The organism is Mesorhizobium sp. M1E.F.Ca.ET.041.01.1.1 (assembly GCF_003997355.1).
Classification (GTDB): domain Bacteria; phylum Pseudomonadota; class Alphaproteobacteria; order Rhizobiales; family Rhizobiaceae; genus Mesorhizobium.
This window is the reverse complement of record NZ_RZSL01000142.1, coordinates 1-12453: the sequence shown is the minus strand read 5'-3', so window position 1 is coordinate 12453 and position 12453 is coordinate 1. Positions and strand designations below refer to the sequence as shown.

11 protein-coding genes are annotated in these 12453 nt (G+C 65.7%); 9 read left to right on the top strand and 2 right to left on the bottom strand.

Annotated elements, in window-relative coordinates:
- Nucleotides 1–15: 15 nt before the first annotated feature.
- The 6 genes from EOA38_RS14360 to EOA38_RS14335 all read left to right on the top strand — a co-directional run bounded on the left by EOA38_RS14360 (nucleotide 16) and on the right by EOA38_RS14335 (nucleotide 7359).
- Complete coding sequence (locus EOA38_RS14360; protein ID WP_127299473.1) at nucleotides 16–1563, top strand: mannitol dehydrogenase family protein; 1548 nt, start codon at nucleotides 16–18, stop codon at nucleotides 1561–1563.
- Between the two features lie 18 nt (nucleotides 1564–1581).
- Nucleotides 1582–2496 (top strand): sugar phosphate isomerase/epimerase, encoded by a 915-nt coding sequence (locus EOA38_RS14355; protein ID WP_126091993.1) that lies wholly within the window; start codon nucleotides 1582–1584, stop codon nucleotides 2494–2496.
- A gap of 71 nt (nucleotides 2497–2567) precedes the next feature.
- Nucleotides 2568–3602, top strand: a complete 1035-nt coding sequence (locus tag EOA38_RS14350; protein WP_126091992.1) for an ABC transporter substrate-binding protein — start codon at nucleotides 2568–2570, stop codon at nucleotides 3600–3602.
- A gap of 243 nt (nucleotides 3603–3845) precedes the next feature.
- Complete coding sequence (locus tag EOA38_RS14345) at nucleotides 3846–5393, top strand: sugar ABC transporter ATP-binding protein (RefSeq protein ID WP_126091991.1); 1548 nt, start codon at nucleotides 3846–3848, stop codon at nucleotides 5391–5393.
- Complete coding sequence (locus tag EOA38_RS14340; protein WP_126091990.1) at nucleotides 5390–6376, top strand: ABC transporter permease; 987 nt, start codon at nucleotides 5390–5392, stop codon at nucleotides 6374–6376. The genes EOA38_RS14345 and EOA38_RS14340 overlap by 4 nt, the downstream gene beginning before the upstream one ends.
- On the top strand, nucleotides 6373–7359 hold the full coding sequence (locus EOA38_RS14335) for an ABC transporter permease (RefSeq protein WP_126091989.1): 987 nt from the start codon (nucleotides 6373–6375) through the stop codon (nucleotides 7357–7359). Before EOA38_RS14340 ends, EOA38_RS14335 begins: the two co-directional genes overlap by 4 nt.
- A gap of 8 nt (nucleotides 7360–7367) precedes the next feature.
- On the opposite strand, the gene EOA38_RS14330 is transcribed toward EOA38_RS14335, so the two are convergent.
- Entirely contained in the window at nucleotides 7368–8738 is a 1371-nt protein-coding gene (locus tag EOA38_RS14330; RefSeq protein ID WP_245468508.1) for a lactonase family protein, read from the bottom strand.
- Between the two features lie 123 nt (nucleotides 8739–8861).
- Between EOA38_RS14330 and EOA38_RS14325 the strand changes: the two genes are divergently transcribed.
- Together EOA38_RS14325 and EOA38_RS14320 are read left to right on the top strand one after the other, a co-directional pair.
- Entirely contained in the window at nucleotides 8862–9755 is an 894-nt protein-coding gene (locus tag EOA38_RS14325; RefSeq protein ID WP_126091988.1) for a LysR family transcriptional regulator, read from the top strand.
- A 161-nt stretch (nucleotides 9756–9916) separates the two neighbouring features.
- The gene (locus EOA38_RS14320) at nucleotides 9917–10639 is read left to right on the top strand and encodes a Crp/Fnr family transcriptional regulator (protein WP_348627524.1); all 723 of its coding nucleotides are present in this window, start codon (nucleotides 9917–9919) and stop codon (nucleotides 10637–10639) included.
- Nucleotides 10640–10679: 40 nt separating this feature from the next.
- Here the strand turns inward: EOA38_RS14320 and EOA38_RS14315 are convergent, their stop codons facing one another.
- Nucleotides 10680–11147, bottom strand: coding sequence for a hemerythrin domain-containing protein (locus EOA38_RS14315; protein WP_245464879.1), 468 nt, complete (start codon nucleotides 11145–11147; stop codon nucleotides 10680–10682).
- A 239-nt stretch (nucleotides 11148–11386) separates the two neighbouring features.
- Here EOA38_RS14315 and EOA38_RS14310 point away from each other — a divergent pair.
- On the top strand, nucleotides 11387–12453 hold a 1067-nt coding region (locus EOA38_RS14310; RefSeq protein WP_245480827.1), incomplete at its 3' end, for an ABC transporter transmembrane domain-containing protein.

The following is a 12453-nucleotide window of genomic DNA, read 5'->3' as shown; positions in this document are numbered from 1 at the left end:
CACCGGTTCGCTCCGATCACCCATTGCTCCTGGTCGATCAGCGCGCCGGTCATCGGCCCTGCCCTGCTCAGTTGCTTGCCGTCCGAGGTCCGCAAGCCGGCTTACGATCGCGCAGCAATGAGACCGGGTATCGCGCATATCGGTGTCGGCGCCTTCCACCGCTGCCACCAGGCCGAATATACCGACGATCTCCTGGCGAACCATTTCGACCGCTGGGGACTGGTCGGCATCAACATCCGCCCGCCTCTTCTCGCCGAAACGCTCGGCCGGCAGCACGGCCTCTACACGCGGCTGATCCGCCAGAATGACGAGGTCGAAGCGCGCATCATCGGCAGCATCATCCGCGTCATCGACAGTCAGGGCAGCGCCAGGCCGGCGCTCGAAGTGCTCGCCTCGTCCGACATCGAGATGGTCACCATGACGGTGACCGAGAAAGGCTATTGCCACGTTCCGTCGAACGGCGCGCTCGACCTCGACCATCCCGACATCGTGCACGACCTCGCCAACCCACAAGCGCCGCGCAGCGTGCCCGGCATCCTGGCGAGGGCGCTGGAGCTGCGCACGGGCTCGCATGGCCGGCCGGTGACGCTGCTGTCCTGCGACAACATCCCGACCAACGGCATCATCCTCGGCAATGTCGTGCGGGCGTTCGCCGAACGGCGCGGCAATGGGCTGGTGGATTGGATCGCGAGCAATGTCACCTTCCCTTCCGCCATGGTCGACCGCATCGCGCCGGCAACGACGGAGGTTGATATCGCTGCGGTGGAAAAGCGCTTCGGCTACCGCGACAGCGCCGTCGTCGTCGGCGAGCGCTTCCGCCAATGGGTGATCGAGGACCGTTTCGCCGGCCGCGTGCCGCGCTGGGACCTCGTCGGAGCGACCTTCGTAAACGACGTCACGCCGTTCGAGCACCTCAAGATGCGGGTGCTGAACGGCGCCCAGACCACGCTCTCCTATCTCGGCGTTCTCGGCGGCTTCGAACACACATCGGACGCCATGGCCGACCCGCTGCTGGCAGGCTTCGCCCGCCGCATGCTGATGGAAGAGACGCTGCCGACGCTGATGCCGGTGCCCGGCATCTCGCCGGCCGCCTATGTCGAGCAGAGCCTGGCTCGCCTCACCAACACGGCAATCCGCCATCGCAATCACCAGATCGCCACCGATGGCTCGCAGAAGATCGTCCAGCGCCTGCTCAACCCGATCCGCGACCGCCTGGCGAAAGGCGACAACATCACGCTGCTGTCGGTCCCGGTCGCCGGCTGGATGGCCTATCTGATCAAGGCATCGGCACGCTTCGGCCGGGCCTGGCAGGTGTCCGATCCCTTCGCCGAAAAGATCGCGGAGATTGCCGACCGCGTGGGTGCCGACAGCAAGGAATTGGCCAATGCAATCCTTGCGATCAATGCCATCTTCGATCGTTCACTCGCCGCCAGCGACATGTTCCGCGCAAATGTCGTCGCCGGCCTCGATGGACTGCTCTCAGACGATCCGATGGCCTTTGTCAGACATGTCCGCGCTGACCCAATAGATGCGCGGTTGAAGCGACCAGCGCGATCTGCATAGTACGAAGAGGGAGGCATCATGAAGCTTGGACTGCTCACAGCACCATTTCCCGATACTTCGCTTAGCGAAGTCGCCGACTGGGCGCGCTCGGTCGGCTTCGAAGCGCTGGAGATTGCCTGCTGGCCGAAGGCATCGGGCGCCAGCCGACGCTATGCCGGCACCAGCCATATCGACGCCGCCGGCATCTCGGCCTCGGAAGCCAAGGACATCGCAGCCTCGCTTGCCGGCAAGGGCCTGACGATCTCCGGCCTCGGCTTCTATCCCAATCCCCTGCATCCCGATGAGAAGCATCGCGAGGCCGTTATCGACCACCTGAAGAAGGTGATCGTGCTGGCGAGCCGCATGGGCGTTTCGCTGGTCAACACCTTCTGCGGCGGCGATGCCTCGAAGACTGTCGACGCCAATTGGGAAGATGCGCAAAAGGTCTGGCCCGCGATCATCGCCCATGCGCGCGATCATGGCGTAAAACTCGCCTTCGAGAACTGCCCGATGATCTTCAGCTATGACGAATGGCCGGGCGGGCACAACATCGCCTATTCACCCTATGTCTGGCGCCGCATCCTCGAAGCCTGGAGCGGTGACGTCGGCATGAATTTCGACCCTTCGCATCTCGTCTGGCAGATGATCGACAAGGAGCGCTTCATCCGCGAGTTCGGCCCGCACATGCTGCATGTGCATGCCAAGGACCTGATGATTGATCATGATGGTTTGTACGAGCGCGGAATTCTTTCCGCCGGCATAGGCTGGCAGGTGCCGCGCATGCCGGGGCTGGGCGACATCAACTGGAGCACCATCTTTTCGGGCCTCTACCGGGCCGGATATGACGGACCGGTCATCATCGAGCATGAGGACCGCCGGTTCGAGGGGAGCGACGACAAGGTGAAGCGCGGTTTCCTGCTTGCCCGCGACGTGCTGCGCCCCTTCGTCAAATGACGAAAGGCTTGGCTCCAATCGCATCGGAGCCCTGGAACTGCAACTGACAGTCAATGTGGAGGAGTACTGAAATGAAGACATACCTGACCATGGCCCCGCTACTGGCAGGTGCCGCCTTGCTTGCCTGGGTGGGCGTCTCGTCCGCCGAAGGCAAATACACGATTGGCATTTCCAACACCGTGCAGGGCAATGGCTGGCGCGAGGAGATGATCTGCGCCATGAAGGCGCAGGCGCTCGCTTCCGGCGAGGTGGCGAAGCTCAACATCGCCCACCGCAACACCGACGCCGCCGGCCAGCTCGAGGACATCCGCAACCTGATCAGCGCCAAGGTCAACGCCATCGTCGTCAATCCGGCCGATCCGGCCGGCATCAAGGCCGGTCTGGAAGAAGCGACCAAGGCCGGCATCGTCGTCGTCGCCGTCGACCAGGCGGTAACCGAGCCGTCTGCCTACATCATCTCCAACAACCAGGAGCAGTACGCCTATCTCGGCGCCAAGTGGCTGTTCCAGCAGATGGGCGGCAAGGGCGATGTGCTCTATATGCGCGGCGCCGCCGGCGCCTCCGCCGACAGCGACCGCGACAAAGGCTTCAAGAAAGCGCTCGCCGAATTTCCCGACGTGAAGGTCGCGCAGGAAGTCTTCACCGGCTGGCAGCAGGACCAGGGCAAGCAGCAGATCCTCTCCTTCCTCGCCACGGGAGCGCCGATCAACGGCATCTGGACCTCCGGCATCGACAACGTCATCGTCGACGCGCTGGTCGAGCAGCAGGCGCCGATGGTGCCGGTTGTCGGCGCCGACAACGCCGGCTTCGTCGGCCAGTTGAACTCGGTCAAGGATCTGGTTGGCGCCGCCGTCACCAACCCCGGCTCGATCGGCGGCGCCGGCGTCACGCTGGCGCTGCAGATCCTCGACGGCAAGAAGCCGGCGCAGCAGACCGTTCTGGTCGAGCCGCAACTCTGGGAAAACGCCACCGATGAGGGCAAGGCCAAGCTGAAATCGGCCGCCGATCCGTCGCTGAGCCCCGAGTGGCCGGTCTCGATCTCGATTCCGGACTGGACCACCTACACCAAGGACCAGATCGTCGCCTGCAAGGGCCCGGGCGAGTAAGCTGGGCTTCTTCCTTCCCCCTTGTGGGGGAAGGTGGATCGGCGCGCAGCGCCGAGACGGATGAGGGGTGCTGGAAGGAATGAGGCGTTGGTGTTTTCTGGAACACCCCTCATCCGACCTCGCTTCGCGAGGCCACCTTCTCCCACAACAAGGGGAGAAGGGAAAGTCGCCGCTCCGCAGTACGCCGCGCGCAAGCGTGGCGTGCTGTTAAAACAGGCTACACATGATCGAGACCCGCACGATTTGACCACCAATCCTCTCCTCAATGCCACCGGCGTGGCGAAGAATTACGGCGCGGTCGCAGCACTCCGCAACGCCTCGCTCTCGGTGCTGCCGGGCGAGGTCCATGCGCTGATGGGCGCCAATGGCGCCGGCAAGTCGACACTGGTGAAGATCCTGACCGGCGCCATCCAGGCGGACGCCGGCCGCATCCTGATCCGCGGCGAGGCCCGCGATGTCCGCTCGCCCGCCGCCGCGCGCCGCGCCGGCCTGTTGCCGGTCTACCAGGAGCCGGCGCTGATCCCCGATCTTGATGTCCTTTCCAATTTGCGGCTGACCGGCACGCCTGTCGAGCCGTTCCGCGCCTGGGTGCGCGAGCTCGGCATCCCCAATCTCGATATACGCGAGACCGCGCGTGACATTCCGCTCGCCGTGCTGCGCGTGCTGGACCTTGCACGCGCGCTCGCCGTCGAACCCGACGTGCTGCTGCTTGACGAGATGACCGCTGCGCTGCCCGCCAACCTCGCCGAGAAAGTGCTGGAAGTCGTGCGCCGCCAGGGCGACAGCGGCCGCTCGGTCATCTTCATCTCGCACCGTTTCGTCGAAATCTCCGCGCTCTGCGACCGCGCCACGGTGCTGCGCGACGGCGCCACCGTCGGCGTCGTCGACATCGAGCCGGGCGTCGAGGAAAAGATCGTCGAGATGATGCTCGGCGCCCGCATCGAGAAGGTCAGCGTCGCCGCCGCGCGCACCGCAAGCGAGGCGCCGGCCGTGAGGGACAGCCACCCTCGGCTGTCGGTGCGCAACCTGCAGCTCGGCACCAAGCTGCACGATGTCTCCTTCGATCTCGCCAATGGCGAGGTGGCCGGCGTCGTCGCGCTCGAGGGCCAGGGCCAGGACGAGCTCTTTGCCGCGCTTGCCGGCTCCATCCGGCCGGCCGGCGGCACAATCGCCGTCGACGGCGCGCCGGTAAGACTCTCGCATCCGAGCGATGCCATCCAGGCCGGCATCGCCTATGTGCCCGGCGACCGTACCGAAGCGCTCGCCATGCAGCGCTCGGTGCGCGAGAACATCGCGCTTCCTTTCAGCGCAGCGCTCCGCAAATGGGGGCCGATCCGGGTGCGCAGAGAGCACATGGTCGTCTCCAGCGCCATCGCCCGGCTGCAGATCGACACTCGCGCGCAAGGCGAGGTGCAGCGCCTTTCCGGCGGCAACCAGCAGAAGGTGACCATCGCCCGCTGGATCGCGGCCGACGCCCGCACCATCCTCTGCTTCGACCCGACGCGCGGCATCGATGTCGGCACCAAGCAGGAGATCTACAAATTGCTGCGCGAGCTCGCAGGCCTCGGCAAGTCGGTTCTGTTCTACACATCCGAGCTGGAGGAGGTGCAGCGTGTCTGCGACCGCGTCATCGTCATCTTCGGCGGCCGTGTCGTCGACACGTTCCCGGTCGAGCTGGCCGACGAGCCGGCGCTGATGCGGGCCGCCTACGGCCTGCCGCGCGGCGCCAGGGAGGATGTCGGCATCCTCGCCGATGTCAGGCCTGCCTCCGATGCGGAGGCCGCGCCATGATGCGCTTCCTGCGCCGCCAGGGCTGGGTCGCCGGCCTGCTCGCTTTGCTGGTATTCCTGTTCGTCGTCACCAAGCTGATCCAGCCGGGTTATGGCAGCGGCGACTTCGGCTCGCTCGCGCGGGCAGTTTTGCCTTATGCCTTCGCCGTCGCCGCCCAGACCGTCGTCGTCATTGCCGGTGGCATCGACCTCTCGGTTGCCGCCATGATGGCGCTGACCAGCGTCACCGCCGCATCGATGATGAACGGCGCCAGCGAGGAATATGCGTACTTCGTGGTGCCTTTCGTGCTTGCCATGGGGTTGGCGCTCGGGGCGCTGAACGGGCTCCTCATCGTCGTCACCCGCGTTCCGGATATCGTCGTCACCTTGGCCACTTTGTTCGTGCTGCAGGGCGCTGCGCTTCTGGTGCTCGAGGCGCCCGGCGGCGCCGCCGCCGAATGGCTGAAGGCAAGCATTATCGGCACCATGCCGATACCCAACCTTCCGGATTGGGCCGATGCCTGGGTTCCGAAGGCGTTGGTGCTGCTCGTCGTCTGCCTAGGCATTGTCTGGATCCCGCTCAGGCGCTCGCGCCTCGGACTTTCCATCTACGCCATCGGCAGCGACGAGCTCGCCGCCTTCCGCAGCGGCGTGCCGGTGGCGCGCACCAGGATCGTCGCCTATGCGCTTTCCGGCCTGTTCGCGGCGCTCGGCGGGCTCTCGCTCACCATCAGCACCGGCATCGGCGCACCGATCCCCGGTCCCTATCTGCTCGCCAGCGTCGCAGCGGTGGTGCTGGGCGGCGTCGCGCTCGGTGGCGGCAAGGGCGGGCTGCTCGGGCCGATCATTGCCGTCTTCGTGCTGCGGCTGGTGCGTACCGACCTCACGCTGCTGGCCATCGATCCCAATGTCACCGCCATCGTCGAGGGGGCGATCATGGTCGCCGTCGTGATGTTCGGCGCCTTCATCACCATCCGGGGCCGCCCGGCGGGAGCAACGCCATGACAAGCAGCGCGACCATGCCTCAACCGGTCTCCTTCGGCCGCCGCCTCAAACGCTTCATGGCGGACCGGCCGCTCATTCCGCTGATCATCCTGCTCGTCATCCTGGTGGTGATCCTGCAGATCCTTCGCCCCGGCATCTTCAACGAGCGCTGGATCGCCAACACGGCCAAATTCGCCATTCCACTGGCGATCCTCGCCGGCTGCCAGACCATGACTATGCTCACCGGCGGCATCGACCTTTCCGTCGGCACGGTGGCAACGATGAGCGCCTTCATCATGGCGACCCAGATCGTCAATCAGGATCCGACGGTGGTCTTCATCCTCGCCATGCTGCCGGCGGTGCTGATCGGCCTCGTCAACGGCATCGGCGTCGGCGTCTTTCGCGTCCATCCGCTGATCATGACGCTCGGCACCAGCCTGATCGGCACCGGCTTCCTGCAGGTCTACCAGCGCACCGTCATCGCCTCCGGCGCCAGGATCCCGGATTTCCTCAACTGGCTGGGCACCGGCCTCACCTACGGCTTCCCCAACGCGCTGTTCCTGTTCGTGCCGGTGGCGGCGCTGATCGTCTTCACGCTCAACCGCACCGGCTTCGGCCGCCTGCTCTTCGCCGTCGGCGACAATGAGCGCGCGGCGCGTCTGTCCGGCGTCCGCTACTGGCAGGTGATCACCGCGCTCTATGTCATCTCCAGCCTGCTCGCCGGCATCACCGGCCTGCTCTATATCGGCCTGATCAAGGCGCCTTCGCTGTCGCTCGCCGAGCCGCTGGTGCTGCCTTCGGTGGCCGCCGCCGTCATTGGCGGCACCTCGATCTTCGGCGGCCGCGGCGGCTACACCGGCACCATCATCGGCGCTCTGATCCTCACCGTGCTGACCACGCTGCTCACCATCCTGCACATGCCCGAGGGCGGCCGCCGCATCCTCTTCGGCTTCATCGTGCTGTTCGTGACCGCGGCTTATCTGAGGATCATCGAGGATCGCTGAGAAATCGGCTACCCGGCCAGATCGACGTGATGAGCGCCGTGCGTCAGCGGAATGCGGCCGATCCGTTCCAGCGATGGTCGCTCGCCGCTGGCCGCATCGCCCTTGACGACACGGAAGACTTCCAGCCCAGCGCCGGTTTCCGGTCCGGCGTCCGCATGGCCCTGGAACACGGTGGCAAGGAAATGGTCTCCGGTCCTGTCGAAACTGCCTCCCTCCGGCAACGAGCCTTCGAAGGGATAATCGGCGATCTTGACGATACCGCCGGTCGCCGGATCGAAGCTTAGCAGCGTTACGGTGGCGTGGCGCTGGAAGCGCGCGGACGCCGGCGGGAAGGCGGTCCCGCGCATGTTGACGGTCGCCACCAGCCTTCCATCCGGGCTGATCGCGATGCCCTCGGCCGACAGATCGGTCTCGGTCCGGGCGACAAGCCGATGGCGGGCGGCGTCGGCCGGTGCCTCAGGAGCGGCAAGCTGCACGACGCTGACCGTCGATGGCGTCTCGGGGATGCGCCCCTCGAGATCGGCGGCAACGAAGTTCCGGCCCCAGTTGGAGGTCAAGTAATGGCGTCCGTCCGGTGTGAAACGGCCAACGAAGGGATCGGCGCCGACCTCCACGCTGTTGCCCCAGGGGCGCAGGTCCGGCGCGCCGTTCGCGTCACTGACCTCAAAGAAGGCGACCCGGTTCTGGCTGTTGATGTTGACTGCGATGAAGCGGCCGTTCGGATGCCAATGGACGTTGGTCGCGGTCACACCGCCGCGAGGCGTGGAAGCAGGTCCGGTGATCCCCAGATCGGCAAGGTTGAATCGGGTGACGGAGCCGAAACGACCTTCGGCATAGCCGATGATCTGAACGAAGCTCGCCTCCGGCGTGTTGGACACCACGGCGACGTGGCGTCCGTCGGGCGAGACCGACAGGGCTTCTGGGAAGGCGGCGATCTCGGCAGTATCCGCCAGCCGAGGCGCTGCGCCGTCGGAGAGGTCGATCCCGAACAGGCGCTTTCCCGGAGGCAGGTCGCGGACAGTATCGCCTTCGTCCGATCGTTCGCCCAGCCTTTCGGTGACGAAGGCGGTCTGCCCATCTGCGGTCAATTGCAGGATTTCCGGAGCGGCGGTTACGGAATTGGAGACCGGCACGGTGCCGGTGACGACCTTGCCGTCGACGATGGAAACGATCGTGAGCATATCGCGAAAACCCGCCTCGCGGGGCGCAAGCTGGCCCGTGGCATAGGTCTGGGCGACGAAGTCGCCGTCGGAGATCACGGCGATCCGGCTCGCCGAGATACGGCCGGCAAGATCAAGCGACTGCGCTGCCACGACTGGCGGCACGAAGGCGCTTAGCACGGCAGCAAGTGCGAAGCGGCGGAAAGTTGAACTGATCACAATGCTGTTCCTTTTGCTGGTTCCACTGAAACCCCTCGTCTTGTTCGAAAATATCTCTGGCGCTGATTGCCTTCCAATTGGAATATCTTCGTCTGTGATAGAGGATCTGCATAAGGAGCGACCTTGGATATCCGCACCCTGGCCTGCTTCATCGCCGTCGCCGAAGATCTGCATTTTCGCCGCGCCGCCGATCGGCTGAACCTGACCCAGCCGTCGCTCAGCCAACGCATTCGTGCCCTGGAGACAGAGATCGGTGCCGAGCTGTTCGAACGGGACCGTCGAGGAGTGACGTTGACGCCGGCCGGGGCCGCCTTCCTCGGCCCCGCCCGAAAGGCTGTCGAGCATGCCAATGCCGCCAGGACGCAGGCGCTCAGAGCCATTCGCGGCGAGGTCGGGCGCTTGCGTCTCGGCTTCACCGTCATTGCCTTTTACGGAGTTCTGCCGGAGGCGGTACGCGCGTTTCGCGCCCGCTATCCAGATGTCGAGGTGGATCTGATCGAAATGAACTCGCCGCTGCTGGAGGCGGCACTTTCGGCCGGCGAGATCGACCTCGGCGTGCTGCATCCTCCGCTGTCGACGCCGGACCTGATTGTCCATGCCCTGCCGGACGAGCCGCTCGTGCTGGCGCTTCCATCCGCGCACCAGCTTGCCGGGCAGACCGCCATCCGTGTGGCCGACCTCGACGGCGAGCCCTTTCTGCTGGCGCCCCGCGCCATCGGCCCAAGCATCTACGACCGCGTGATCGCTTTGTTCCAGGCCGAAGGCCTGAGCCCAAGGATCGTCCAAGAGGTGACGCCGATGACGACCCTGGCCGGCCTCGTCGCGGCCGGTGCCGGCCTGGGGTTCGTCACGGCGGGCATCGCGAGGGCGGCGCTGCCGGGCGTGGCTTATCGCCCGGTCATCCCGTCGCCGCCGTCCTTGCCCATGGCAGCCGCCTGGCGCGTGCCGACGCTGTCTGCCTGCGGCCAACAGTTTCTCGAAATGGTCAAGACGCTGGTTGCAGCATCCAGACATTGACGTCGCGACGATTGCATTCGTAGCGGACGCTGGCAGCGGCGCAGCCACCTCCTTCGGAGGCGGTAAGGAAAGAGGGGCCTTCAGGAAGGCACGGGCTGCGACGCTATCGCCCCCCGCCACGCATTGCTGGCGCACGACGGGAACACTATAGGTGTTCCATCGTGCGCGAAGATATTCACACGACAGGCATTCCGGTTCTCTGCGTTTCATGCGAGGCGCGGCATCGCGGCATCTGCGGCGCGCTCGGCCCCGACCAGCTCCTGGCCCTTTCCAAATCGACGATGCGGCACAAGGCCGACGCCGGCAAGGAACTGGTGAGCGATTCCAGAAGCGTCGAGCGCTTCTCCAACGTGCTCTTGGGCGTCGTGAAGCTTACCAAGACGCTTTCCGACGGCCGCCAGCAGATCGTCGGCCTGCAGTTCGCCCCGGATTTCCTCGGCAGGCCGTTCCAGGCCGAGAGCTCGCTGACCGCCGAGGCCGCGACCGAGGTCGAGCTGTGCTCGTTCCCGCGCCAGGCGCTGGAGCGATTGATGAAGGAGCAGCCGGATCTCGAGCATCGCCTGCTCGAGCAGAAGCTGCGTGAGCTCGACCAGGCGCGCGACTGGATGGTGGCGCTCGGCCGCAAGACCGCAGCCGAGAAGATCGCGAGCTTCCTTTTGATGATCGCGCGCAACATCGATCCCGGAGCCGGACCGGAGCGCCGGCGCGCCGCTTTCGAACTGCCGCTGTCGCGCGCCGAGATCGCGGATTTTCTTGGCCTTACCATTGAGACGGTAAGTCGGCAGATCACGCGCCTGCGCGGCGAGAACGTGATCCGGATCGAGAACAACCGTCACGTCATCGTCGACGACATCGGGCGACTGGCCGCACGGGCCGGAGACTGATCTCCGGCTGCTTGTCCCGGGCAAATCGGTACGGGACGCGCTACGAATTCTTGCCGGAACCGCTGCCACGAGCGCTGACAACCTCTGGCAGCACATGGTCGCGCTCGAAGGCGATGTGGCGGCGTGTCGATTCGAAAAACGCGCGCAGCATATAGCCGAAGGCTTCGGGGTTCTCGATGAGCCGGCCATGGCCGTAGGCAAGCAGCGCCTCGCTGAGGTCCATCGCCGCGCTCTCGTCCTCCAGATGCTCGAGCTTGAGCCTCGCCACGATCTCGTCCCCGCCTGTCCGCCGCGCGAAAGTGGGGAAGACGACCTCTTCCTCGAAGCGGTGGCACTCGCGCAGCAGCGGCAAGAGGTCGGCCGCCACGGCGAGGCACTGGAGCCGGTCGACGCGCGACGGCAAATCGTCGGCGATGCCTTCAAGCATGTGGCAGAGCGCCAGCATCTGCAAATGCGCCCGCTTCATGTCCGCCGGGCTGCTGAACGGCTCGTGGTTTGCACCCGTCATGATGGCTCCTCCGCCAAGGCCGGGCTCACGGGGTGGGCAAGGCAACGGTGCCTTCGACGGGCTCTTCGCGAACGGTGCGCGGCTTGCTCCGCAACGCGAATTGCGGCCGGGACAAGTCAACGAGCAGAACGTCGGGCATGGCAAGTATCCTTTTGGATATGTTTCATAACGCCGTGACGATCGTCGTGAGTTGACGTGGATCAACCCGTTCCGTAGCGACGCGTGCCAACAAGTGGGGCATGAAAAAGCTGTCTGCCCCGGCTCAAGGTCCCGATCCCGCCGCATCGCCCGGCTTCCAGGCGCTGACTGCCGCTGAGCGGTTGGCAAAACCCGGATTGCGCGACCTGCTCATCTGGCAGATTGCTCGCACCGCACTGCGGCTCGGCTTCGCCGCGACGGCGGCGATGCTCGCGGGGCGGCTCGTGATGGGCGAGTCGATAGATCCGTGGCTCGCTACAGCGGCGATTGTGCTTTTGGCGGCCTCCTGCGTCGCCGGCCTTGCCGCCGATAGGGTGCAGGCTTCCGCGGAAAACGCTGTATCGACCGGCCTGCGCGAGCTGGCGGGCGAGCGGCTGAACGAAATGCCGGCGAGGCTTCTGCAATCGCTCCCGGTCGGCAGCGTCATCGTCTCCATGCAGCGTCATCCGGAGCAGGTGGCGGCGCTTGTCGTGGGCCACCGTGCCGCCACGGCCATGATGGCGGCAGGCCCGCTGCTGGCGGCGGCAACGCTTGGCTTCGTCTCCTGGCAGGCGGCGCTGCTGGTCGCCGGCCTGACGCCGGTCATGATCCTGTTCTTCGCGCTGGTGGGCAAGGCCATCCGCCGGCGCGCCGACGCGCAGGAACACGCCTTCGGACGGCTGGCCGACCAGTTCGCCGACCGTATCCGCACGTTGCCCACGATCCTGGCGAACCACGCAACGGCAGGGGAAGCGGCGAAGCTTGCCCGGCGTCTCGAGACCTATGCCGGCAAGACGATCGGCCTGCTGCGTATCGCCTTCGTGAATGCCGGTATCATCGATTTCTTCGCCTCGCTGTCGATCGCCGTACTGGCCGTCTTCCTCGGTCTCGGACATCTGAAGCTCGCGACAATCCCGGGCTTTTCCAATCTCGAGCTCTGGCAGAGCCTGTTCATCCTGATGATCGCGCCGGAATTTTTCGCGCCGTTCAGGCGCTTTTCCGAGCAGTACCACGCCAAAGCGGAAGGGCTGGCGGCGGCCGCGGCGCTCGACCGCCTGCTCGGCGCCGAACCGGTCGCGGCGAAGACCTTGCCGGCGCTCGAGCGCCTGCACCTGACGCTGCCTGCAAA